The sequence below is a fragment of the Phenylobacterium sp. T106 genome (assembly GCF_057219735.1).
The window spans coordinates 51351-74207 of sequence record NZ_JBXVWA010000015.1 but is presented as its reverse complement, the minus strand read 5'-3'; the positions used below and the strand labels follow the sequence as shown (position 1 = coordinate 74207).

Annotated in this window: 26 protein-coding genes; 12 read left to right on the top strand and 14 right to left on the bottom strand. The window is 72.3% G+C overall.

Going from position 1 to position 22857, the window contains the following annotated elements:
• The first annotated feature begins 126 nt into the window (after nucleotides 1–126).
• Complete coding sequence (zwf, locus tag AC2D8W_RS21950) at nucleotides 127–1590, top strand: glucose-6-phosphate dehydrogenase (protein WP_484673320.1); 1464 nt, start codon at nucleotides 127–129, stop codon at nucleotides 1588–1590.
• A 206-nt stretch (nucleotides 1591–1796) separates the two neighbouring features.
• On the opposite strand, the gene AC2D8W_RS21945 is transcribed toward zwf, so the two are convergent.
• A complete protein-coding gene (locus AC2D8W_RS21945; protein WP_484673326.1) occupies nucleotides 1797–3680 on the bottom strand; it encodes a glycoside hydrolase family 15 protein in 1884 nt (627 codons plus the stop codon).
• A gap of 259 nt (nucleotides 3681–3939) precedes the next feature.
• Between AC2D8W_RS21945 and pgl the strand changes: the two genes are divergently transcribed.
• Genes pgl through glk form a run of 3 tightly spaced genes read left to right on the top strand, consistent with a single transcriptional unit; the run spans nucleotide 3940 to nucleotide 7400 of the window.
• On the top strand, nucleotides 3940–4599 hold the full coding sequence (gene pgl, locus AC2D8W_RS21940) for a 6-phosphogluconolactonase (protein WP_484673319.1): 660 nt from the start codon (nucleotides 3940–3942) through the stop codon (nucleotides 4597–4599).
• A gap of 6 nt (nucleotides 4600–4605) precedes the next feature.
• The gene (edd, locus tag AC2D8W_RS21935; protein WP_484673318.1) at nucleotides 4606–6432 is read left to right on the top strand and encodes a phosphogluconate dehydratase; all 1827 of its coding nucleotides are present in this window, start codon (nucleotides 4606–4608) and stop codon (nucleotides 6430–6432) included.
• A complete protein-coding gene (gene glk, locus AC2D8W_RS21930) occupies nucleotides 6429–7400 on the top strand; it encodes a glucokinase (protein ID WP_484673317.1) in 972 nt (323 codons plus the stop codon). The genes edd and glk overlap by 4 nt, the downstream gene beginning before the upstream one ends.
• A gap of 4 nt (nucleotides 7401–7404) precedes the next feature.
• On the opposite strand, the gene AC2D8W_RS21925 is transcribed toward glk, so the two are convergent.
• Genes AC2D8W_RS21925 through AC2D8W_RS21915 form a run of 3 tightly spaced genes read right to left on the bottom strand, consistent with a single transcriptional unit; the run spans nucleotide 7405 to nucleotide 10180 of the window.
• A complete protein-coding gene (locus AC2D8W_RS21925) occupies nucleotides 7405–8226 on the bottom strand; it encodes a hypothetical protein (RefSeq protein ID WP_484673316.1) in 822 nt (273 codons plus the stop codon).
• Entirely contained in the window at nucleotides 8223–8999 is a 777-nt protein-coding gene (locus tag AC2D8W_RS21920) for an enoyl-CoA hydratase/isomerase family protein (RefSeq protein WP_293483475.1), read from the bottom strand. The genes AC2D8W_RS21925 and AC2D8W_RS21920 overlap by 4 nt, the downstream gene beginning before the upstream one ends.
• Before the next feature lie 14 nt (nucleotides 9000–9013).
• Nucleotides 9014–10180, bottom strand: coding sequence for an acyl-CoA dehydrogenase family protein (locus AC2D8W_RS21915; RefSeq protein WP_484673315.1), 1167 nt, complete (start codon nucleotides 10178–10180; stop codon nucleotides 9014–9016).
• Nucleotides 10181–10304: 124 nt separating this feature from the next.
• On the opposite strand from AC2D8W_RS21915, the gene AC2D8W_RS21910 reads away from it, so the two are divergent.
• The 6 genes from AC2D8W_RS21910 to AC2D8W_RS21885 all read left to right on the top strand — a co-directional run bounded on the left by AC2D8W_RS21910 (nucleotide 10305) and on the right by AC2D8W_RS21885 (nucleotide 15367).
• Nucleotides 10305–11039, top strand: coding sequence for an IclR family transcriptional regulator (locus AC2D8W_RS21910; protein ID WP_484673314.1), 735 nt, complete (start codon nucleotides 10305–10307; stop codon nucleotides 11037–11039).
• 11 nt (nucleotides 11040–11050) lie between these two features.
• Nucleotides 11051–12286, top strand: coding sequence for a CaiB/BaiF CoA transferase family protein (locus AC2D8W_RS21905; protein WP_484673313.1), 1236 nt, complete (start codon nucleotides 11051–11053; stop codon nucleotides 12284–12286).
• A 104-nt stretch (nucleotides 12287–12390) separates the two neighbouring features.
• Complete coding sequence (gene dapF, locus AC2D8W_RS21900; protein WP_484673312.1) at nucleotides 12391–13212, top strand: diaminopimelate epimerase; 822 nt, start codon at nucleotides 12391–12393, stop codon at nucleotides 13210–13212.
• Nucleotides 13209–14489, top strand: a complete 1281-nt coding sequence (mtaB, locus tag AC2D8W_RS21895) for a tRNA (N(6)-L-threonylcarbamoyladenosine(37)-C(2))-methylthiotransferase MtaB (protein WP_484673311.1) — start codon at nucleotides 13209–13211, stop codon at nucleotides 14487–14489. Before dapF ends, mtaB begins: the two co-directional genes overlap by 4 nt.
• Nucleotides 14486–14923: a GFA family protein gene (locus AC2D8W_RS21890; protein ID WP_484673310.1), complete on the top strand. Its 438-nt coding sequence runs from the start codon at nucleotides 14486–14488 to the stop codon at nucleotides 14921–14923. The genes mtaB and AC2D8W_RS21890 overlap by 4 nt, the downstream gene beginning before the upstream one ends.
• A 9-nt stretch (nucleotides 14924–14932) precedes the next feature.
• Nucleotides 14933–15367 carry a GFA family protein gene (locus AC2D8W_RS21885; protein WP_484673309.1) on the top strand — a complete coding sequence of 145 codons (435 nt, stop codon included), beginning with the start codon at nucleotides 14933–14935 and terminating at the stop codon, nucleotides 15365–15367.
• Here the strand turns inward: AC2D8W_RS21885 and AC2D8W_RS21880 are convergent.
• Entirely contained in the window at nucleotides 15364–16002 is a 639-nt protein-coding gene (locus AC2D8W_RS21880) for a trimeric intracellular cation channel family protein (RefSeq protein ID WP_484673325.1), read from the bottom strand. The two genes, AC2D8W_RS21885 and AC2D8W_RS21880, sit on opposite strands and share 4 nt — an antisense overlap.
• A gap of 702 nt (nucleotides 16003–16704) precedes the next feature.
• On the opposite strand from AC2D8W_RS21880, the gene ftsY reads away from it, so the two are divergent.
• Both ftsY and AC2D8W_RS21870 read left to right on the top strand, forming a co-directional pair.
• A complete protein-coding gene (ftsY, locus tag AC2D8W_RS21875) occupies nucleotides 16705–17649 on the top strand; it encodes a signal recognition particle-docking protein FtsY (RefSeq protein WP_293479099.1) in 945 nt (314 codons plus the stop codon).
• A complete protein-coding gene (locus AC2D8W_RS21870; protein WP_293479097.1) occupies nucleotides 17646–18230 on the top strand; it encodes an inner membrane-spanning protein YciB in 585 nt (194 codons plus the stop codon). The genes ftsY and AC2D8W_RS21870 overlap by 4 nt, the downstream gene beginning before the upstream one ends.
• Nucleotides 18231–18235: 5 nt before the next feature.
• Here AC2D8W_RS21870 and AC2D8W_RS21865 read toward each other — a convergent pair whose 3' ends face one another.
• The 9 genes from AC2D8W_RS21865 to AC2D8W_RS21825 all read right to left on the bottom strand — a co-directional run bounded on the left by AC2D8W_RS21865 (nucleotide 18236) and on the right by AC2D8W_RS21825 (nucleotide 22813).
• Nucleotides 18236–18430 (bottom strand): hypothetical protein, encoded by a 195-nt coding sequence (locus tag AC2D8W_RS21865; protein ID WP_484673308.1) that lies wholly within the window; start codon nucleotides 18428–18430, stop codon nucleotides 18236–18238.
• A gap of 78 nt (nucleotides 18431–18508) precedes the next feature.
• Nucleotides 18509–18766: a hypothetical protein gene (locus tag AC2D8W_RS21860; protein WP_484673307.1), complete on the bottom strand. Its 258-nt coding sequence runs from the start codon at nucleotides 18764–18766 to the stop codon at nucleotides 18509–18511.
• Nucleotides 18767–18827: 61 nt separating this feature from the next.
• A complete protein-coding gene (locus tag AC2D8W_RS21855) occupies nucleotides 18828–19340 on the bottom strand; it encodes a DsbE family thiol:disulfide interchange protein (protein WP_484673306.1) in 513 nt (170 codons plus the stop codon).
• Entirely contained in the window at nucleotides 19337–19474 is a 138-nt protein-coding gene (gene ccmD, locus AC2D8W_RS21850) for a heme exporter protein CcmD (RefSeq protein ID WP_293479089.1), read from the bottom strand. Before ccmD ends, AC2D8W_RS21855 begins: the two co-directional genes overlap by 4 nt.
• Before the next feature lies 1 nt (nucleotide 19475).
• A complete protein-coding gene (ccmC, locus tag AC2D8W_RS21845) occupies nucleotides 19476–20204 on the bottom strand; it encodes a heme ABC transporter permease CcmC (protein WP_293479087.1) in 729 nt (242 codons plus the stop codon).
• Between the two features lie 91 nt (nucleotides 20205–20295).
• On the bottom strand, nucleotides 20296–21021 hold the full coding sequence (locus AC2D8W_RS21840) for a Spy/CpxP family protein refolding chaperone (RefSeq protein ID WP_484673305.1): 726 nt from the start codon (nucleotides 21019–21021) through the stop codon (nucleotides 20296–20298).
• A gap of 79 nt (nucleotides 21022–21100) precedes the next feature.
• The gene (gene ccmB / locus AC2D8W_RS21835) at nucleotides 21101–21766 is read right to left on the bottom strand and encodes a heme exporter protein CcmB (protein WP_484673304.1); all 666 of its coding nucleotides are present in this window, start codon (nucleotides 21764–21766) and stop codon (nucleotides 21101–21103) included.
• On the bottom strand, nucleotides 21763–22365 hold the full coding sequence (gene ccmA / locus AC2D8W_RS21830; protein ID WP_484673303.1) for a heme ABC exporter ATP-binding protein CcmA: 603 nt from the start codon (nucleotides 22363–22365) through the stop codon (nucleotides 21763–21765). Before ccmA ends, ccmB begins: the two co-directional genes overlap by 4 nt.
• A gap of 70 nt (nucleotides 22366–22435) precedes the next feature.
• Nucleotides 22436–22813: a GxxExxY protein gene (locus tag AC2D8W_RS21825; RefSeq protein WP_484673302.1), complete on the bottom strand. Its 378-nt coding sequence runs from the start codon at nucleotides 22811–22813 to the stop codon at nucleotides 22436–22438.
• Nucleotides 22814–22857: the final 44 nt, after the last annotated feature.

Genomic DNA, 22857 nt, shown 5'->3' with positions numbered 1-22857 from the left:
TTCAAACGACATCACGCTCCAGACCGACCTGCCCAGAACGCTGCGCGGGCGGTTTTGATCCTGGGCCGGGCCGCGCGCGGGGGCCGCAGGCTTGACCCGTCGGCCCGGCCGCGCTCTCTCCAGGGCATGCCCGACACGCCTCAGTCCGACGCGATCGTCCTCTTCGGCGCCACCGGCGACCTGTCGCGGCGGATGCTGCTGCCGTCGCTCTTCTTCCTCGACGTGGACGGCTTCCTGCCGCCCGGCGTCCGCATCGTCGGGACGGCGCGCGGCGAGCTCACCCGCGAGGCCTTCGTGGAGACGGTGCGGCGCGTGCTGGACGAGCGCGCCGAGGAGATCGACGAGGCGGCCTGGACGCGCTTCGCCGCGCGGCTGGACTACGTGGGCGCCGACGCCACGACCCCGGAGGGCGCCGCGCTCCTGAAGCCGGCGCTCGAGGGCGCCGAGCGGCCCCTGTTCTTCCTGGCCATCTCCCCCAGCCTCTACGGGCGCGTCTGCGAGGCGCTGCACGTGGCGGGCGTCGCCGGCGAGGGCTCGCGCATCGTGCTCGAGAAGCCCATCGGCCGGGACCTCGGCACGTCGCGGGAGATCAACGCCGCGCTGTCGGACATCTTCGACGAGAGCCAGATTTTCCGGATCGACCACTACCTGGGCAAGGAGACGGTCCAGAACCTGATCGCCCTGCGCTTCGCCAACACGCTGTTCGAGCCGCTCTGGAACTCCCTTTCCATCGACCACGTGCAGATCACCGTGGCCGAAACCGAAGGGGTCGGCGCGCGCTGGCCCTACTACGACGAGTACGGCGCCCTGCGCGACATGCTGCAGAACCACATGCTGCAGCTCCTCTGCCTCGTGGCCATGGAGCCGCCGGCCGACATGGAGCCGGACTCGGTGCGCAACGAGAAGGTGAAGGTGCTGCGCAGCCTGCGACCGTTCACCCGCGCCGACGCCGCCGACAAGTCCGTGCGGGGCCAGTACGGCGCGGGCGTGGTGGCGGGCCGTGAAGCCGCGGCCTACGAGGCCGAGCGCGGCCAGAAGAGCGGCGTCGAGACGTTCGTGGCGCTGCGGGTCGACATCGACAACTGGCGCTGGGCCGGCGTCCCCTTCTTCCTGCGCACCGGCAAGCGGATGCCCGAGAAGCGCACCCAGATCGTCGTGCAGTTCAAGCCGGTGCCGCACTCGATCTTCGGCCAGGCCTCGACGCACGACCTCGTGGCCAACCGCCTCGTGATCGACCTGCAGCCGGACGAGGACATCAACCTTACCCTGATGAACAAGGCGCCGGGGCTCACCAAGGGCGGGATGCGGCTGCAGTCGATGCCGCTCTCGCTTTCGCTCCTGCGCACCTACGAGGGGCCGGGCGCGCGGCGGCGCATCGCCTACGAGCGCCTGCTCCTCGACGTCATCCACGGCGACGCCACCCTGTTCGTCCGCCGCGACGAGGTGGAGGCGGCCTGGGCCTGGGTCGACGGAGTCGCCCACGCCTGGGCCGAGGCGGGCCTGCAGCCCAGGCCCTACGCCGCGGGCAGCTGGGGTCCCCCCGGAGCCTTCGCCCTCATCGAGCGCTTCGGCCGCGACTGGCGCGACTGATCCTGACGCCCTGCGCGCAGGCGGGAAGGGGCGCTCGCCCAGCCCGTAGGGCGCCGCAGGCGCTCGATTGAACCGCGGAGGACGCAGAGAAGAACGCAGAGCGCGCAGAGACCTCCGCGCCCTCCGCGCCACCTCCGCGATCTCTGCGGTTCAGAAGGGCGGCTCCACCATCGCCCCGCGGCCGGAAAGGGACGAGGCGCCTTGTCCTATCGGATGCTCTGCCAGCTCTTGGAGAGCAGGTTGGCGCAGTTGATCAGGCCGACCAGCGAATAGGTCTGGGGGTAGTTGCCCCACAGCTCCTGGCCATCCAGGGCCATGTCCTCGGACAGCAGGCCGGCCGCCGTCCGCCGCTCCAGCATCTCCTCGAAGAGCTTGCGCGCCTCCTCGGTGCGGCCCGACAGGTGCAGGGCCTCGATCAGCCAGAAGGTGCAGAAGTTGAAGGCGGTCTTCGGCAGTCCGAAGTCGTCGGGGATGGCGTACCGCAGCATGTACGGCCCGCGGCGCAGGCCGCGCTCGACGGCCGCCATGGTGGCCTGCATGCGCGGATCGTCAGCCGGCAGGAACCGCACGTCCACCAGCTGCAGCAGGCTCGCGTCCAGCTCGTCCCCGTCGAAGGTGGCGGCGAAGCGGCCTTCCTGCGCGTTCCAGGCGCGGGTCTCGATGGTGCGGCGGATGTCGGCCGCCCGCGCGTTCCAGTAGGCCGCCCGCTCGGCGAGGCCCAGGCGCGCGGCGGCGTTGCCCAGGCGGTCGCAGGCGGCCCAGCACATCACCGACGAATAGGTGTGCACCGCCTCGCGCCCGCGGAACTCCCACAGGCTGGCGTCCGGCTCGTCGTGCAGCTCGAAGGCGCGCTCGCCGATGGGCTCCAGGGCGCGGAAGTCGTCCACCGTCGCCGGGCGCAGAAGCCGCTCGTCGAAGAAGGCCTGCACCGTCGAGAGCACGATCTGGCCGTAGACGTCGTGCTGCAGGTGCTCGTGCGCCTGGTTGCCCACCCGCACCGGACCGATGCCGCGATAGCCGGGCAGGTGCGGCGCGATCCACTCGGTCAGCACGGGCTCGAGCCCGACGCCGTAGACCGGCTGCACGTGGCCCGCCTTGCCCGAGGCCGCCGTCGGCAGGTCGAGGCCGGGAAGCGCGCGCTGCTCGGGGCGGATCGCCGACGGCTTCATGTCGCCGCGGTTCGCCTGGTCCACGAGGTTGCGCAGGTAGCCGAGGTAGTTCTCCAGCATGTCGGCCGCGCCCAGCCGGTTCAGCGCCTGGACCACGTAGTAGGCGTCCCGCAGCCAGCAGTAGCGGTAGTCCCAGTTGCGGCCGCCGCCGTCGTCGGCGTCGTGCTCGGGGATCGAGGTGGTGAGCGCCGCCACGATCGCCCCGGTCTCCTCGTAGGCGCAGAGCTTGAGCGTGATCGCGGCGCGGATCACCGCCTCCTGCCATTCCAGCGGCACCGTCAGCGTCCGCACCCAGCCGCGCCAGTAGTCCGTCGTCTCGCGCAGCATCCTCTGGGTGGTGGTGGAGACGTCGGCCTCCAGGCCCTCGTCCGGTCCGAGGAAGAAGCCGATCGGCTCCTCGAGGCGGAAGGCCCGCTCGGCCGCGACGTGGCTCACCGGGGCGTCGGTGGTCAGCCGCAGCGTCACCGCCTCGCCCACGTAGCGGATGTGGTTGGAGCCGACGGTCTCGTAGCATCGCCGCTCGCCGTAGTTCATCACCGGGCGCAGCCGCATGCGGATCCGCGGGGCGCCGCTCAGGGGCCGCACCATGCGCACGAACGCCAGCGGCCGGTACTGCCGGCCGTGGTGCCGGTAGCGGGGGCAGAAGTCGAGGATCTCCACCGCCGCGCCGTCGGCGTTGCGGATCTCGGTGCGCAGGATGGGCGTGTTGCGCAGGTAGGCCTGCCGGGTCTCCACCGCGCCTTCCACCTCGAGGGTCCAGACGCCGTCCGCCTCACCCGGCTCGGCGCCGGACAGCAGGGCCGAGAACATCGGGTCGCCGTCGACGCGCGGAACGCAGGCCCACACATAGCGGCCCGCCCGGTCGATCAGCGCGCTGGCGGCGCAGTTGCCGATCGGAAACAGGTCGAGGGATTGGTCCAGGTGCCCGTCCTCCGGTTCGGCGCAAGCGGGAACGGCCGCGCCCCGCCGGCCGTCCGCCGATGGCGAAACGCCGCGCGCGAACCTTGGCTCCCGGCGACGGCGCCGCAGGCGCAAGCCGATAGAGCCACAGAATGCGCGGAAGCACGCGGAAGGGCGCCCGGCGGCGGGCGCCTCCAGCTTGTTCCGTGTCGTTCCGCGTGTTCCGTGGTTAGCCTTGAAAGTGGCTCGCGCGGCCGGGTTGCGCGTTATGAGCGGATCCATGATCGAAACCTTCCCGAACGCCCCGGCTCTGGCCGACGCCGCCGCGCAGGCGGTCGCCGCCGCGCTGGCCGAGGCGGTGACGGCGCGCGGCCGCGCGTCCCTCGTGGCCACCGGCGGCCGCTCGCCCGGGCCGATCTACGACCGTCTGGCCGGCGCGCCGCTGGACTGGACCCGGATCGCGGTGACCCTGTCCGACGAACGGTGCGCGCCGTCCGACGATCCCGTGTCAAACGCCCGGCTGGTGCGCGAGCGCCTCCTCGTCGGTCCCGCCGCGGAGGCGACGTTCCTGCCCCTCTGGCCCGCGCCGGAGCCGGCGGCGGTGGCGGCCCTCACGCCCTTCGACGCGGTCATGCTGGGGATGGGCGAGGACGGCCACGTGGCCTCGCTGATCCCGGGCGATCCCGGCCTGGAGGACGCCCTGACCACGGCGGACCCGTTGCGGTCCGTGCCGGCCGGCCTGGGCCGGCCGCCGGTCGCGCGCATCACGCTCACGCTATCGGCCCTGCGACACGCTCGGGCCATCTTCCTTCTGGTCGCGGGAGAGACTAAGCGCGGGGTCGTCGAGCGGGCGCTCGCCGGCGACGACCTGCCGGTGGGCCGACTCCTCTCGCGCGCGAAGGCGCCGGTTCGCATCTTCTGGACCCCCGACGGAGGTTGAACGCCCATGGCTCCGCTGAACCCCGTCACGGCCGAGGTCACGCAGCGCATCGTCGAGCGCAGCCGCGAGAGCCGCGCCGACTACCTGGCCCGGATGGCCGCGGCCCGCGAGGCCGGCCCCGGGCGCGGCAAGCTCTCCTGCGCCAACTGGGCCCACGCCTTCGCCGCCCAGCCCGACGACGACAAGCAGCGACTGCGCAATCCAGCCGCGCCCAACGTGGCCATCGTCTCGGCCTACAACGACATGCTCTCGGCGCATCAGCCCTACGAGCGCTTCCCCGACATCATCCGCCAGGCGGCGCGCGAGGCCGGCGCCACGGCGCAGTACGCGGGCGGCGTCCCGGCCATGTGCGACGGCGTCACCCAGGGGCGGCCCGGCATGGAGCTGTCGCTGTTCTCGCGCGACGTGATCGCCATGGCGACGGCCGTGGCGCTGACCCACGACGCTTTCGACGCGGCCCTGATGCTGGGCATCTGCGACAAGATCGTGCCCGGCCTCTTCATCGGCGCGGCCTCGTTCGGGCACCTGCCGGTGATCTTCGTGCCCGGCGGCCCGATGACCAGCGGAATCTCCAACGCCGAGAAGGCCCGCGTCCGCGGCCTCTACGCCGAGGGCAAGGCCACGCGCGACGAGCTGCTGACGTCGGAGATGAAGAGCTACCACGGCCCCGGCACCTGCACCTTCTACGGCACCGCCAACTCCAACCAGATGATGATGGAGATGACCGGCCTGCACCTGCCGGGCGCGGCCTTCGTCACGCCGAACACGCCGCTGCGCGACGCGCTCACCGCCGCCGCGCCCCGCCGCGCCGTCGAGATCCGCGACGGCGCGAACGACTACACGCCGTTCTCGGCGGTGGTCGACGAGAAGAGCCTCGTGAACGCCGTCGCCGGGCTGCTCGCCACCGGGGGCTCGACGAACCACACCCTGCACATCCTGGCCATGGCGCGCGCCGCGGGCGTCCAGATCACGTGGGAGGACTTCAACGACCTGTCGCGCGTCACCCCGCTGATCGCGCGCGTCTATCCGAACGGCAGCGAGGACGTGAACGCCTTCCACGCCGCGGGCGGCATGAGCTTCGTGACCCGCCAGCTGCTCGACGCCGGCCTCGCCCACGAGGACGTCATGACCGTGGCCGGCCGGGGCCTGCGCCGCTACCAGCAGGAGCCCTTCCTCGACGCCGGCCGCCTCGTCTGGCGCGAGGGCGCTCCGGCCAGCCTCGACCGCGACATCCTGCGGCCGGCCGACGACCCGTTCCAGCGCGAGGGGGGGCTGCGCATCGTGACCGGCGCGCTCGGCCGCGGGGTGATCAAGACCTCGGCCGTGAAGCCCGAGCATCGGACGGTCGAGGCGCCGGCCATCGTCTTCGACGACCAGGACGCGCTGCTCGCCGCGCACCGCCGGGGCGAGCTCGAGCGCGACTTCGTGGCCGTCGTCCGGTTCCAGGGACCGCAGGCCAACGGCATGCCCGAGCTGCACTCGCTGACGCCGGTCCTGGGCGTGCTGCAGGACAAGGGCTTCAAGGTGGCGCTGGTCACCGACGGGCGGATGAGCGGCGCCAGCGGCAAGGTGCCGGCCGCCATCCACGTCACGCCCGAAGCCGCGGCGGGCGGGCCGCTCGCGCGCGTGCGCACGGGCGACGTCATCCGCCTCGACGCCGAGGCCGGGGTGCTCGACATCCGCCTCGATCCCCGCGAGCTGATGGGCCGCGAGGCGGGGCCTGCGCCGCCGTCCGCGCCGGGCTACGGGCGCGAGCTGTTCGGCTGGATGCGCCGCGCGGCGGGTCCGGCCGACACCGGCGCCTGCGCGCTGTTCGAGGCGGCGGCGTCATGAAGCCCCAGTATGTCGGCATCGTGGGCGACGTGGGGGGCACGAACGCGCGCTTCGCCGTGGTCGACGCCCAGGGCCACGTCCGCAACCCGCGCAGCTTCGCCAACAAGGACTACGCCAGCCTCGCCGACATCATGGCCGAGTACATCGAGACCACCGTCGGCCGGAAACGGCCGCCGCGGGCGGTGATCGCCGTCGCCGGGCCGGTCCTGCACGGCGAGATCGAGTTCACCAACCTCGACTGGGTCGTCTCCGAGGGCGACCTGCTCGCGCAGTTCGAGTTCGAGGCGGTCCGGCTGATCAACGACTTCGCCGCCCAGGCCATCGCCTGCCCGCTGCTCGAGGGGCCTGACCTGCGCGTCCTCGGCCCGAACCTGGCGAAGGGTCCCGTGGACTGTCCGATGGTGGCGCTGGGCGCCGGCACGGGCTTCGGCGTCGCGGCCCTGGCCCGCAGCGCCCGCGGCGACGTGGCGCTGGCCACCGAGGGCGGGCACGCCGCCTTCGCGCCGACCGACGAGGTCGAGGTGGAGGTCTGGAAGCGGCTCGACGCGCGGTACGGCCGGGTCTCGATCGAACGCCTGCTGTCAGGCCAGGGCCTCTACGACCTCTACTGCGTCCTGGCCGAGCTGGCCGGCAAGGCGCCCGAGCTGGCGGACGAGGCCATGGTCACCCGCGAGGGCCTGGTCGGCGATCCGCTGGCGTCGGCGGCCCTGGACCGGTTCGTGGGCATCCTGGGCGCGGTGGCGGGCGACCTGGCCCTGACCTTCGGCGCCCGAGGCGGGGTCTTCGTCTCCGGCGGCATCGCCCCGCGCATCGCCGAGCGCCTGGCCGGCGGCGCCTTCCGCGCGCGTTTCGAGGACAAGGGCCGCCTCTCCGACTACGTGCAGACCGTGCCCACCTACCTGGTGCTGCATCCCTATCCCGCGATCCTGGGCGCCGCCCGCCAGCTGGAGCTGCTCGAGCGTCTCTGAGGCCTCAGCAGGCGGGGGCGGGGCTCACGCGGCGGATGTTGACGCTCTCGTCCACCGACGAGGCGCCGGCGCGCTCCACGCGGCGCTGGGCCAGGGTGATCACGCGCCCGTCGCGGCTCGAGACCACGGCGTCGGTGGTGAAGTCCTGGCGCACCCCGGTCGAGCCGCCCACCGCCGCGCGCGTCACCCGCACCGTGCAGCCGGCCTTCAGCACGCGCACGTCCGACAGGGCCCGGCCCGGGGGGCTTCGGCGGAAGTCGGTCACCACCTTGGAGCCCAGCGGCGTCGGGCCCACCGGCTCCATGATCGCCATCAGCCGCACGTCGCCCAGCACCATGTCCTGCGCGGCGTACAGCGGCTCCTGCGCAAAGCGCTGATGGTAGATGTTGCGGATGGTGTCGAGCCGCGGCAGGGCCGAGTCCACCCCCGCCAGCACGCGCGTCTTGAACGCTTCCCAGTTGTCCAGCCCCGCCAGCGTCCCGTCGTGCCGCAGGCGGAACTCGAGCGGGACCCCGATCAGCGCCTTCAGCGCCGTCTCCATGGAAGGTCCGGACGAATCCGTCAGCGACGCCTCGCGCAGGGTGTAGCGCAGCTTCAGCCCGTCGGGCGTAACGCCCAGGACCTCGACGTCGAAGGCCTGGCTGTTGGTCTGGCTGGCGTCGCCGTCGGCGTTGCGCTCGGCGTACCTGGCCTCGCTGCGGAAGCGGTACAGGTCGCCCACCGCGTCCGGCCGCGTGCGCACCGTCACCGACTCGGCCGCCTCCTGCGCGCCGGCCGGCCACGGCAGGGCGAGAGCCAGGGCCGCGGCGACGAACGCTTGCCTCATCGCCCGACGAAGTTCCCGACCCGGCGCTCGGCCACCGAGCGCACGCCCTCGGCGTAGTCGGCGGTGTCGCGCAGCCAGCCCTGTTCGGCGGCCTCCTTGTCGGTCTGGGCGCGCACCGCGGCGGCCAGGTCGCCGCGCATGGTCTTGCGCGTGGCGACGATGGCCAGCGGCGCGTTCTCGGCGATCTCCTTCGCCAGGCGCAGCGCGGCGCTCCGCAGCTCTTCCAGGGGGACCACCTCGTCCACGAGGCCCCAGGCCAGTCCGTCCTCGGCCTTCACGCGGCGGCCGGTCAGGCACATCAGCTCGGCCTTCGAATGCCCCACCAGCCGCGGCAGGGTGTGGGTCAGCCCGAAGCCCGGGTGGAAGCCCAGCTTCACGAAGTTGGCCGCGAACCGGGCGTCGGGCGAGGCGACGCGGAAGTCGGCCATCACCGCCAGGCCCAGGCCCGCGCCCACCGCCGCGCCCTGCACGGCGGCCACGATCGGCTTCTTCGCCGAGAACAGCCGCACCGCCTGGTCGTACAGGGGGTTCACTGCGCCCAGCCCGCCCTGGTCCTCGCGCCGCACCAGGTCGGCCCCGGCGCAGAAGTTCTTGCCCTCCGCCTGCAGCACCGTGCAGCGCAGCGCCGTCTCGCCGTCGATGGCGTCCAGCGCATCGGCCAGGTCGCGCATCAGCTCGACCGAGACGTGGTTGTGCGGGGGCTTGTCGATGGTCACCACGGCGACGTTGCCGTCCACCGCCACCGACACGTGCTCGCCGAATTGCGTCTGCATCTGGTCCCCCGTCCCTATTTCCGCGTGCCCAGGAGGTTCCGGGCCACGACCCACTTATGCACCTCGCTGGGCCCGTCGTAGATGCGCATCGTGCGCAGCTTGGCCTGCATGAGCTGCAGCGGCAGCTCCTTGGTCATGCCCATGGCGCCGAACGCCTGCATGGCGCGGTCCACGGTCTCGTACGCCATCTCGGTGGCGAACCACTTGATCATGCTGATCTCGGACCGCACGTCGCGGCCGTTGTCCAGCTTCCACGCGCAGTCGTAGGTCATCAGCCGGGCCGCATGGATCTTGGTCGCCGCCTCGGCCACCCAGAACTGGATCGCCTGGCGCTCCGAGAGCGGCACGCCGAACGTCTTCCGCTGCGGGACGTACTCGATGACCATGTCCAGCGCCCGCTGGGCCATGCCTACCGACCACGCCGCCATCTGGATCCGGCGGGTGCCCAGCCGCACCTGCATCGGCGCGAAGCCGGCGCCCTCCTGGCCCAGCAGCTTCCAGCCCTCGACCCGGCAGTCCTCCAGGGCGATCTCGTAGCTGTACTGCCCGCCCAGCATGGGGATGCGGCGCAGGATGTTGAAGCCGGGCGTGCCCTTGTCGACCAGGAACGCGCTCATCCCGCCCCGGGCGCCCTTCTCCTTGTCGGTCACCGCCATCAGGATGGTGAAGTCGGACTCCGCCGCCCGCGTGATCCAGATCTTCCGGCCGTTGATCACCCAGTCGTCGCCGTCGCGCCGGGCGAAGGTGGTCATCCCCGCGGGGTCCGACCCTGCGCCGGGCTCGGAGATGCCGATGGCCGAGCTCAGCTTGCCGGCGACGTAGGGCGCCAGGTACGCTTCGCGCTGGCGGTCGTTCACCGTCGCCATCAGCATCCGCAGGTTCGGGCTGTCCGGCGGCAGGGTGTAGGGCGTCACGCAGCGCCCGATCTCCTCCTCCACGCCCACCATCGCCAGCATCGGCAGGTCCGAGCCGCCCACGTCCTCGGGCGCGTCCAGGCCGAACAGCCCCAGTTCGTGCGCCTTCGCGTCGAGCCGGGCGTGGTCCTCGGGCGACAGCCCCAGACCCTGGCCCTCGGCCTCGCGCTGCATGACGCCGGCCTCCAGCGGCATCAGCTCGTCCTTCACGAACCGCGCCACCAGGTCCTTCAGCATCCGGTGCTCTTCCGAGAGCTCGAAGTGCATGGGGTTCCCTCTTGTCCTTGGCGGCCATTGAACAGGCCTGCGCGAACGGATACTAGGCTCCTGAGCATTCGCCCATATGTGGACAGCATTTCCACATACGTGGAAGGTTGCTCCGGGAGACTGGATGAGCGAGGCGGTGAAATCGGCCAAGCGGGCGCTGGAGATCCTCGAGGTCTTCGCGCGCCACCGCCGGCCGCTGGCGCTGAAGGAGATTCTCGACGCCCTGGGTTATCCCTCGTCGTCCGGGTCGGCCCTGCTGAAGTCCCTCGTGGCTCTGGGCTACCTCGACTACGACCGCGAGCGCCGAACCTACTTCCCCACCATGCGCATCGCCGTCCTGGGCGCCTGGGTGCCCGGCGCGCTCTTCGGCGACGGCCAACTGTTGCCCGCGCTCGAGGCGCTGGCCGCGCGCACCGGCGAGACGGTGATCCTGGCGGTGCAAAGCGACCTCCACGCCCAGTACGTCCACCTGATCCATTCGGCCGAGCCGCTGCAGGCCCGCGTCCAGCCCGGGACGTTGCGGCCGCTGGCCCGCTCGGGGCTGGGGCTCGTGCTGCTCTCGGGCAAGGCCGACGCCGAGATCGAGCGCCTGCGCCGCCGCATCAACGCCACCCGCGAGGGCGGCGAGACGCGCGACGAGCTGATGGCCCGGGTCCGCGAGGTGCGCGCCCGCGGCTACGCTTTCTCGAAGAACGCCATCTCCCCCGGCGTCGGCATCATCGGCGCGGCCCTGCCCAAGGGTCCCTTCGGCCGAATGTCGGCCGTCGGCGTCGCGGCGGCCGTGCCGCGGCTCGAGGCGCGGGAAGAGGCGATCGTTGCCGAACTGCGGGCGATGATCCAAAGGCTGGAAAACGCGTGAGGGACGATCCGATGACGAGCGGCAAGGCCACCAGCCAGATGGGCGCGAAGCCGACCGGCCCGCTCGCGGGCATCCGCATCCTCGACCTCACGAGCGTGGTGAACGGCGCCTACGGGACCCAGATCCTCGCCGACCAGGGCGCCGACGTGATCAAGCTGGAAGATCCCGGCTCGGGCCGCGGCGACGGCGGCGACATCATGCGCTGGGCGGGCCACCTGCCCGAGGGCGCGCCCAAGGGCCTGGGCCCCATCTTCCTCACCATCAACCGCAACAAGCGCTCGATCCTGCTCGACCTGAAGACCGAGCGTGGGAAGAAGGCCCTCCACCGCCTCATCGCCTCGTGCGACGTGCTCACCTCCTCGATCCGCTACGAGGGCATGAAGCGCCTGGGCCTCGCCTACGAGGACGTCTGCGCGATCAAGCCCGACATCGTCTTCGTCCACGCCGCCGGCTACGGCTCGGACGGCCCCTATGCGGGCGAGCCGGCCTATGACGACCTGATCCAGTCGGCCAGCGGCCTCGCCGACGTCCTGCCGCGCACCGACGGCAACCCTGTCCCGCGCATCCTGCCCACCCTGGTGGCCGACAAGGTCTCGGGCCTCTTCTTCGCCCAGGCGGTCACCGCCGCGCTCTTCCACCGCCAGCGCACGGGCGAGGGCCAGTTCGTGGAGGTGCCGATGTTCGAGTGCGTCACCAGCTTCCTGCTGGTCGAGCACCTCTACGACCACACCTTCCAGCCGCCCACGGGCCAGTGGGGCTACCAGCGGGTCATCAACCCCAACCGCAAGCCGTTCAGGACCAAGGACGGCTACATCGGCCTCCTGCCCTACACCGACCGCCAGTGGGACCAGTTCTTCGACGCCGCCGGCTTCGGCGAGCAGGTCAAGAACGACCCCCGCTTCGCCGACTACGCCACCCGCGCGAAGCATACCCGCGAGCTCTACGGCCTGATCGAGCAGGCGGCCGCCACCAAGACCACCCAGGAGTGGCTGGATATCCTGAAGCCGCTGTCGATCCCCGTGGTGAAGACCAATACCCTCGAGGACCTGGACGCCGACCCGCACCTCGCGGCCGTGGGCTTCTTCCAGGAGCACCACCATCCGGACCTCGGCGCCTACCGCCTCATGAAGCCCCCGGTGAAGTTCTCGAAGTCCCCCAGCAATATCCGCCGCCACCCCCCCAAGCTCGGCGAGCATACCGAAGAGATCCTGGCGGAGTTCGGCGCCGCGGAGGGCGAGGGAAACTAGGGAGACCGGGCCGCGCCTTCTGCGCGCATCGGGGCCTCACGACCGTAGGCCGGCCAGAGCGCGTTTCGTGCGCGCGCGGCGCGTTTCGCCTATATAGCCGGCCCATGAGCCGCCCGTTCCTGAAGATGAACGGGCTCGGCAACGACTTCGTCGTGGTCGAGACCCGCAGCGCGCCGTTCGAGCCGACGGCCGAGGAGGTGCGCGCCATCGCGAACCGCGAGACGGGCGTCGGCTGCGACCAGCTCATCGCCATCGACAGGGCCGAGGGCGCCGACGCGCGCGTCCGGTTCTGGAACGCCGACGGCGAGGAGGTCGGCGCCTGCGGCAACGGGACCCGCTGCGTGGGCTGGCTCCTGATGCAGTCGTCGGGCAAGGACGAGGCGGTGATGGAGACCGCCGCGGGCCGCCTGGTCGCCACCCGGGCCGGCGAGCGCCTGGTGAGCGTCGACATGGGCGAGCCCCGCCTGGACTGGCGCGAGATCCCCCTGGCCGAGGCGCACGACACCGCCGCCCTGCCGGTGGCGCTGTACCACCACGCCGACCTCATGGCGCCCCCCGGCTGCGTGTCGATGGGCAACCCGCACGTGGTCTTCTTCGTGCCCGAGGTCACCCAGGCCCCGGTGGCCGAAGCCGGGCCCGCCGTGGAGACGCATCCGCTGTTCCCCCAGCACGTCAACGTGGGCTTCGCCGAGATCAGGGCGCGCGACCGCATCCGCCTGCGCGTGTGGGAGCGCGGCGCCGGCCTCACCCAGGCCTGCGGCACGGGCGCCTGCGCGGCGCTGGTGGCGGCCGCCCGGCGCGACCTGACGGGCCGCCACGCCACGCTCGAGCTGGACGGCGGCGAGCTCTTCATCGAGTGGCGCGACGACGGCCACGTGATCATGACCGGCCCGGCGGCCGTGGACTTCACGGGCGAGCTGCCGTGAGCCGCGACGTCGATATCGTCACGTTCGGCTGCCGGCTGAACGCCTACGAGAGCGAGGTCATCCGCACCCGCGCCGCCGAGGACGGGCTTTCGGACGCCGTGGTGTTCAACACCTGCGCGGTGACGGGCGAGGCGGTGCGGCAGGCCCGCCAGGCCATCCGCAAGGCGCGGCGCGAGCGGCCGGGCGCCCGGCTTATCGTCACCGGCTGCGCGGCGCAGATCGACCCCGCCGCCTTCGCCGCCATGCCCGAGGTCGACCTCGTGCTGGGCAACGCCGAGAAGAGCCAGGCCGGCGCCTACGCCCCGCTGTCGCAGGCAGACGGGGCCGAGCCCCCGCGCGTGCGCGTCAACGACATCATGAGCGTGCGCGAGACGGCCGGGCACCTGATCGACGGCCTGAAGGATCGGGCCCGGGCGTACGTCGAGGTGCAGAACGGCTGCGACCACCGCTGCACCTTCTGCATCATCCCCTACGGCCGCGGGAACTCCCGCTCGGCCCCCGCCGGCGAGGTGGTGGAGCAGGTCCGGAAGCTGGCCGCCCAGGGCTATCGCGAGGTGGTGCTGACGGGCGTGGACGTGACCAGCTGGGGCGCCGACCTGCCCGGCCGGCCGACCCTGGGCCAGCTCGTGGCGCGGATCCTGAAGCTGGTCCCCGAGCTGCCGCGCCTGCGCCTCTCGTCGATCGACGCCGCCGAGATCGACCCCGACCTGATGCGGTGCCTCGCCGAGGAGCCGCGGCTGATGCCCTACCTGCACCTGTCGCTGCAGGCCGGCGACGACATGATCCTGAAGCGGATGAAGCGCCGGCACAGCCGCGCCGATGCGCTGAAGCTGGTGCGCGAAGTCCGCGCCGTGCGGCCGGACGTGGCGTTCGGCGCCGACCTCATCGCGGGCTTCCCGACCGAGACGGACGAGATGTTCGCCAACACGCTGAAGCTGGTGGAGGAGGCGGATCTGGCCTTCCTGCACGTCTTCCCCTTCAGCCCCAGGCCGGGCACGCCGGCGGCCCGGATGCCGGCCGTGAAGCGCGACGTCGTCAAGGCGCGCGCGGCCGCGCTGCGGAGCGCAGGTGCGGCGGGGCTGGCGCGCCACCTGGCGCGGCAGGCCGGGCGGACGCTGTCGGGCCTGGTCGAACGCCCGGGCGTCGCGCGCGCCGAGGACTTCACCGAGATCGCCTTCGAAGGCGAGGCGCCGGTGGGCGGGATCGTGGACCTGCGCGTCACCGGGCGCGACGAGCGGCGGCTGCTGGCACGCACGCTGCACATGGCGCCGGCATGAGCATCACCGGCGGCTGCCAGTGCGGGGCCGTCCGGTTCCGCGGGGCGCGTCTGGGCGAGGCCAGCATCTGCCACTGCCGCATGTGCCAGAAGGCCACCGGCGGCCTGTTCGGGCCCTATGTCGCGCTCGAGGAGCTGGAATGGACGCGCGGGGCGCGGAAGCGCTTCCAGAGCTCCAACAAGGTCTGGCGGGGGTTCTGCGAGGCCTGCGGCACGCCGCTGACCTGGGAGCACGCCGCGGGCCTCACGTCGGTGATGATCGGCGCGCTGGACGATCCCGCGGCCGCGCGGCCCGGCGAACAGCTGGGCAGCCCCGCCAAGCTGCCCTGGGTCGACGGGCTCCCGGACCTCCCGACCCACGCGCCCGACGAGCCGCGGGCCGCCGCGCATCTGGCCAGCATCGTCGGCCTGCAGCATCCTGACCGCGACACCTGAGGAGGCGGCATGACGTTCACCGGCGGATGCCAATGCGGCGCGGTGCGGTTCGAGGCGGGGCGGCTGGGACGGTCCAGCATCTGCCACTGCCGCATGTGCCAGCGGGCGACGGGCGGCTTCTTCGGGCCGTACGTGGACGTGTTCGAGTTCCGCTGGATCCCCGGGCCCCCGAAGTACTTCCAGAGTTCCGAGGCCGTGAAGCGCGGCTTCTGCGAGGCCTGCGGCACGCCGCTCAGTTTCGAGATGGGCGACAGCGTCGGCGTCTCGATCGGCGCCCTGGACGACCCCGAGGCGGCGGCCCCGGCGACCCAGCTGGTCTGGCCGGCCAAGCTCTCGTACGTGGACCACCTGGGCGACCTGCCGCCCTGGACCCATCCCAGGACCGGCGAGAGCCCGTCCGAGGCCTTCGCCGGCGTGGTGTCGAAACAGACGGACAGGCCCTAGGGCGCAGCGTCGGGCGGCGGGCCGCGGCCGGGGAAGCCCGGCATCCGCCAGCCGAACAGCATCGCGCCCGCCCGCAGCGCGAAGGCGCAGAGGAAGCCGAGCACGCCCGCGACTCCCGGCGCGAGGCCCATGGCGTCCAGGCCGACGAAGACGCCCGCGCCCAGGAGCGCCGGGGTGATGTAGAGCTCGCGCTTCAGCAGGATCGACGGCTCCTCGGCCAGGACGTCGCGGATGACGCCGCCGAACGCCGCCGTGAGCACGCCCATGACCACCGCCGAGAAGGCCGGCACGCCCAGGGACAGCGCCTTCAGGGCGCCCACGACGCAATAGGCCGCCATTCCCAGCGCATCGAGCCAGTTCAGCATCCGCTCGCCCCGCCGGCCCCAGCCGAACACCCAGACGGCGGTCGCGGCGGCGAGGCAGACCGCCACGTACTCCGGCTTGGCCACCCAGAAGACGGGCGCGCCGATCAGGAGGTCGCGCAGCGTGCCGCCGCCCACGCCGGTGACGGCGGCGAAGAAGCCGAAGGTGATGATGTCGTGCTTGCGCCGGGCGGCCGCCAGCGCGCCCGAGGCGCCGAACACGGCCACGGCGGCGTAGTCGAGCACCATCAGCGTGGTCGCCAGCGGATCCATGCGCCCCTTGATGCGGTCGACCGCGATCCACCGCAAAGCAAATTCCCTTCCCGCTTGCGGGAAGGGGGGACCGCCCGCCGAAGAGCGGGTGGTGGGAAGGGCAAGCGGCCGGCAGGGGAGCGGGTCTCGAACGCGGGGACTGAGGCTTACCCTTTCCACCCCTCGCTCTACGCCCTTCGGGCTCGGCGAGCGGTCCCCCTTTCCCGCAAGCGGGAAAGGAAGAGGGTGCGGGTTGCACTTTCCCTTCCCAGGGTGGTGGGAAGGGCGAGCGGCGGGCAGAACGCGTGTCTCGACCGCAGCGCCTGGGGCTTACCCTTTCCACCCCTCGCTCTACGCCCTGCGGGCTCGGCGAGCGGTCCCCCTTTCCCCGCAAGCGGGAAAGGAAGGGGGGCGCGGGTTTCACCTTCCCTTCCCGCAAGCGGGAAGGGGGGACCACCCGCCGAGCGAAGCGGAGAGCGGGTGGTGGGAAGGGCGAGCGGCGGGCAGGGGGCGTGTCTCGATAACAGCGCCTGGGGCTTACCCTTTCCACCTCTCGCTCTACGCCCTGCGGGCTCGGCGAGCGGTCCCCCTTTCCCGCAGGCGGGAAAGGAAGAGGGTGCGGGTTGCACTTTCCCTTCCCAGGGTGGTGGGAAGGGCGAGCGGCCGGCAGGGCGCGTCGCGCCCGGTTTCCAGGTCGGCCGGAGACGGCTAGAAGCCCGCCCCATGTCCGAACCCAAACGCGGTTGGTTCCAGAGGCTCACCGAGGGCCTGACGAAGTCGTCGAAGCAGATGGGCGAGCAGATCGCCCAGGTGTTCGTCGCCAAGGAGCCGCTCACCCAGGCCAAGCTCGACGAGCTGGAGGAGATGCTGATCGAGGCCGACCTCGGCCCGCACTCCGCCGCCCGCATCACCGAGCGCTTCGCCGCCGAGAAGTTCGGCAAGGACGTCGACGAGGCCGAGATCCGCGAGGCGCTGAGCAAGGCCATCGGCGAGGAGCTGGCGACCCGCGCGGGCAGCTTCGAGCCGCTGGCCGGCCCGCGGCCCTACGTGGTCCTGTTCATCGGCGTGAACGGGTCGGGGAAGACCACGACCCTGGGCAAGATCGCCACGGACCTGGTCCGCCAGGGCGCCAAGGTGCTGGTGGTGGCCGGCGACACCTTCCGCGCCGCCGCCGTCGAGCAGCTCAAGATCTGGGCCGAGCGGGCCGGGGCCGACTTCATGGGCCGGCCCACGGGATCGGACGCCGCCGGACTGACGTTCGACGCCGTGCAGAAGGCGAAGGACGAGGGCTACGACGTGGTGCTCGTCGACACCGCCGGACGCCTGCAGAACAAGCAGGGGCTGATGGACGAGCTGCTCAAGATCATCCGGGTGGTCAAGAAGATCGATCCCGACGCGCCGCACGAGACGCTGCTGGTGCTGGACGCCACCGTCGGCCGCAATGCGCTCGCCCAGGAGAACATCTTCGGCAACCAGATCGGCGTGTCGGGGATCGTGATGACCAAGCTGGACGGCACCGCCCGCGGCGGCGTGCTGGTGCCCGTGGCCCAGGCGTCGGACAGCCCGATCAAGCTGATCGGCGTCGGCGAGGGCGTGGACGACCTGCAGCCCTTCGACGCCCACGCCTTCGCCCGCAGCCTCGTGGGCCTTTCGGAGCCCATCAGATGAGCGATTCCAGCCGCAGGCACTGGGTGCGCTGGTTCGTCGACTATTCGGCGCTGGCGATCTTCCTGGCCGCCTACTTCGCCACGGGCCGCAATCTCGTGCAGGCGAGCTGGTGGCTCGTCGGCGGCTCGGCGCTGGCCCTGGCCGTGGGCCTGGCCGTGGAGCGGCGGATCGCGCCCTTCCCCGCCATCGCCGGCGGCGCGGCGCTGCTGTTCGGCGGGCTCACGCTGGTCTTCGACGACGCGCGCTTTCTGAAGATCAAGCCCACGATCATGAACGGGCTGTTCGGCGCCGCCCTGCTGGTCGGCCTGGCCATGCGCAAGAACCCGCTGAAGCTGGTGCTGGGCGACGCCTTTACCATGCCCGAGCCGGTGTGGCGGCAGCTCACCCTGCGCTACGCGGGGATGTTCTTCGCGCTCGCGGCGATCAACGAGGTGGTCTGGCGCACGCAGCCGGACACCGTCTGGGTGGTGTTCCGCTTCCCCGGCCTGATGATCCTGACGCTCGTCTTCACACTCAGCCAGGTGCCGCTGCTGATGCGCTACATGAAGACGGAAGACCTGCCGCCGCCGCCCACCGAATAGGGCGCTCAGCGCTTCGGGAAGCTGATGTTCGCCGGCCGCAGGTGCGGGTTCGAGATCCTGTCATAGGAGGGCTCGGGCAGGCCGCCCACGATCATGTCGAGCAGGTCGGCGCCCTCGGCGGCCGGCGGCGGCTCCTGGTAGAGCTCGCGCCATAGGGCGGCGGCTTCCTGCCGAATCCGACTGTCGCGCTGGGTGGCCATGATGCTGCTAAACCCGCAGCCCCGAACCGTGTTCCCAGATAAATTCTAGTTAATTTCGAGCCTTAGCCGTCCGACCGGTCACACGCGGATGTCGATCAGGGACCCTGGGCGCAGGATCTTCTGCGGCGCCTCGGCGCTGGACGGCGAGGCGGCGGTCCGGGCGGCCGCGACCGTCGCGCCCGAGGAGACCGGCGCCGAGACGGGCGACGGGGCGGGCGCCTGCGCCTGGCCCATGGCCTGGGCGAAGAACGCGCGCTGGGCGGCCATGCGGTCGCGGTCCTGGGGCTGTGGGCCCTGGTGCGACGGCGGCAGGATGTTCGGGCGAATGGTGGTCACGGGGCTGGCCGAACATGGTTAACGGGTCCGGCGACATTGCCGCCGGTCCCTCAACGCGCGGTTAACGCGCGCGGTTCGCGAGCCGCGTCGCGTCGGCCTCGGTGAGCGGCCCGGTGTGCTTCTCGATGACCTTCCCGTCCGCCCCCACGAGGTAGGTCTCGGGCACGCCGGTGACGCCGAACTCGACGCCGGCCCGGCCGGCGCGGTCCACGAGCACCTCGGCGAAGGGGTCGCCCAGGCGGGTGAGGAAGGCCTGCGCATTCGACGGCGCGTCCTTGTAGGCCACGCCGACCACCCGCACGCCGCGGCCCTTCAGCCCCATCAGCACCGGATGCTCCACCTCGCAGGGGGCGCACCAGGACGCGTAGAAATTGACCAGCGCGGGCCCCTGCACGGCGCTCCGCAGGCGGACGGGCTGGCCTTCGGCGAGCGTGGGAAGCGTCAGGTCGGGCATCTCGCGGCCGACCAGGGCCTTGGGCTGGACCTGCGGATCGCGCCGCAGGGCGTAGAAGTAGAAGAGGCCGCCCAGGGCGACCAGCGCCACCAGCGGCAGGGCGGCGAGCCAGCGGCTCACTTGCGGTCCAGCTCCTCGAAGCGCTTCCGCCAGCGCCGCGCGTGCGCCAGCGACGTCCAGAGCATTCCGGCGAACACCACGGCGGTGACGGCGAACGCGGGGATGATGAACTCGGCGTACTTCGCGTCGAACACGTCAGCCCCTCGCCGTCCGCATCGCCGCCGCCTCGGCGCGGCGCTTCCAGACCTCGCCGCGGATGCGCACGAGCCAGAGCGAGCCGAAGGCGGCCAGGTAGGCCACGCCCATGATGAGCAGCGGCCAGAGGAAGACCGGCGCCAGGGTGGGCCCGTCGGCGCGGAAGACCGAGGCGCCCTGGTGCAGCGTGTTCCACCATTCCACGCTGTACTTGATGATCGGCAGGTTGATGGCGCCGACCAGCGCCAGGATCGCGGCCGCGCGGCTGGCCTTGGTCTCGTCGTCGAGCGACGCCCGAAGCGCGATGTAGGCCAGGTAGATGAGGAACAGCACCAGCACCGACGTCAGGCGCGCGTCCCAGACCCAGTAGGCGCCCCACATGGGCCGGCCCCAGAGCGCTCCGGTGACGAGCGCCAGGAAGGTGAAGGCGGCGCCCAGGGGAGCCGCGGCCTGGGCGGCCGCGTCGGCCAGGGCGTGGCGGAAGATCAGCGACAGGAAGCTCGCCACCGCCAGGCAGACGTAGATGAACATGCAGATCCACGCCGCCGGCACGTGGATGAACATGATCCGCACCGTCTGTCCCTGCTGGTAGTCGTCGGGGACGTTGAAGCCCAGCCACAGGCCCCAGACCCCTAGGCCGACGGCGATCAGGCCGAACAGCGGGGCGGCCCAGCGTGAGAACGCCATGAACCGCTCGGGATTGGACAGGAAGGCGGGCGCCCAGCTCATGTGCTCGCCATAGGGCCCGGCGCGGCCCCCCGCAAGCGCCCGCAGCGGGGACGCAGGCGATCGCGAGGGGCCGTGGGCGACGCCGCCCGGCTCAGAGGCTGCTCGGGGGGGAGGGCGGCGCCGGGGGGACCGGCGGCGCGGGCGGCGCGCGAAGCACGACCGGCATCGGACCGGGCAGCACCATCGGGCCCACCGCGGGGCCGACCAGCATCAGCATGGGCATGGAGTCGAACGCCTTCCGCTGGGTGGCGTCGAGCTGCCCGTAGAAGGTCCTCACGGCCGCGATCCGGCGGCCGGCCTCGGCCTGCTGCTCGGCCATGCGGGCCTGCATGTCGTCGAGCCGCTGCAGGGTCGTGCGGCCGTCGCCGCGGCTGCGGTCGAGGCGGACATCCTGGCGGCCCTGCCGCTTCGTCGCCTCGAGGAACGCGTTCAGCGCCGGTCCCTGGTCGGGGCGAAGCTGCAGCGCCCGGGTCAGGTACTCCGCCCGGCCCTCGCCATGGTCGATGTGCGCGAAATCCCGATGGGCCGAGCCCAGCTCGCGACCGTAGCGGGCCGCCTCCAAGGCCGCCTCGCGCGCGCGTTCGCCGGCCTCGCGGGCGCGGGCCGCGGCCTCGTAGGCGCGCTCTCGCGCGGCCTCCCGGGCCTCGCGGGCCTGCTCGCGGCTGGCCATCGCGGCCTCGCGGCTCCGGATCATGGCGTCGCGGGCGTCGGCCTCGGCTTCACGGGCGGCGGTTTCCGGGCTCGCCGCCGCGATCGCGCCGCCCGCGCAGAGCGCGAAGGCCGCGCCGGCCAGCAGCCAGGTGGTGGTGGTCGTCATGTCGGCGTCTCCTGCAGGCCCCTCCGAGGGCCCAGGATGCGACGGCGCGATCCCGACGCCAGTTAAGCTTTGGTCATGGTCAGGACAGCGCGTTGCGGCAGGCGGCCGCCATGGCGATGGGCCCGACCGCCGCCGTCGCCAGCGCATAGGCGCCCAGCAGCGCGAAGCCGCCCGTCCAGGGCAGGCCCGCGGCGAAGGCGTCCAGCGCGCCGCCGCCGAAGATGATCGGCGGCACGAACAGCGGCAGGACGATCACCGCCGTCAGCAGCCCGCCTCGCCGGGCGCCGAGGCTGAGCGCGGCGCCGATCCCCCCCAGGAAGGCGAAGGCGAGGCCGCCCAGCAGCGCGCAGGCCAGGGTGAGCGGCGCCGAGGCGGGACCGGCCCCGAGGCCGATGGCGGCCACGGGCGCGGCCAGGGCCAGCGGGGCGCCGTTCGCCATCCACTGGCCGAGGCACTTGATCAGGCAGGTGAGCTCGAGCGGCGCGGGCGAGAGCACGAGCTGGTCCAGCGCGCCGTCCTCGTAGTCCCGCTCGAACAGGCGCTCCAGCGACAGCAGCGAGGCGAGGGCGAGGGCGACCCAGGCCGCGCCCGGGGCGATGGCGGCGAGCCGCGTCGGCTCGGGCCCGATGGCCAGCGGCAGGAAGGTGGCCACGCCGGCGTAGAAGGCCACGGCGACCATCGGGCCGCCGCCGCGCCCCCAGGCCAGGGCCGTCTCGCGCGCGAGCAGGGCGACGAGCCGGTTCACGCGGGCAGCTCCAGGCTCAGGGTCGGGATCGGCAGGGGATCGTGCACGGCGGCCAGGATCAGGCCGCCTTCCGCCAGGTGGCGGCGCATTAGGCTTCCGAACGTCTCGCGCCAGCGGGCGTCCAGGGGGCTGAGGGGTTCGTCGAGGAGCCAGAGCCCGCGCGGCGCCGCCAGGAGCCGCGCCATCGCCAGCCGCCGCCGCTGGCCCGCGGACAGGCGCCGCACCTCCAGCCGCAGCAGCGGGACGAGCTCGAGCGCCTCGGCCGCCGCCTGGGCGGTGGCCTCCGAGCCGCCGCACCAGCGGCTCCAGAACGCCAGCTCCTCGGCCGCCGTGCGCGCCGGCTTCAGCCCGTCGGCGTGGGTCACGAAGTGCAGCCCGCCGCCGCGCGCGTCGTGCGGGTCGACGTCGCCGAAGCCGATGGCGCCGCCTTCGAGCCGCACGAGGCCGGCCACCGCGCGCAACAGGCTGGTCTTGCCCGAGCCGTTGGGGCCGGTGAGCGCGCACGCCTGCCCCGCCTGGAGCGTCAGCGACACCCCCTCGAACAGCAGCCGCCCGCCCCGCCGCAGCGCCGCGTCCTCGATGTTCAGCGTCCGGATCAACCTGACCGCCCGATCTTACCGCAGAGGACGCAGAGGATTTTCGCGGAGGACGCAGAGGGTTCGTAGCGGTTCATATGCCGTTGGCCACCCGCCAGATCCCCTCCTTGAGGGTGTTGACGTTGAAGTTCAGGACGTAGCCCAGCCTGAAGCCCCCGAGGCGCAGATAGCTGATCACCTGCGCCCGATGCACCTCGACGAGGCGCTCGACAGCCTTCACCTCGACAACCACGAGGCTCTCTACAAGGAGATCGAGGCGATAGCCTAGGTCAACCTGCACTTCCTCATAGCGAACCGGCAGCGCGAGCTGTCGCTCGCATCGAAGGCCCGCCTTGCCGGTCTCATAGGCGAGGCAGGCCTCATACGCATTCTCAAGAAGCCCAGGACCGAGAGCGCGATGCACCTTGAGGGCGCAGCCCAGGATCTTCTCGCCCACAGCGTTCTCGTTCATCTGCCCTCCGCGACCTCCGCGAAGACCTCTGCGCGCTCTGCGGT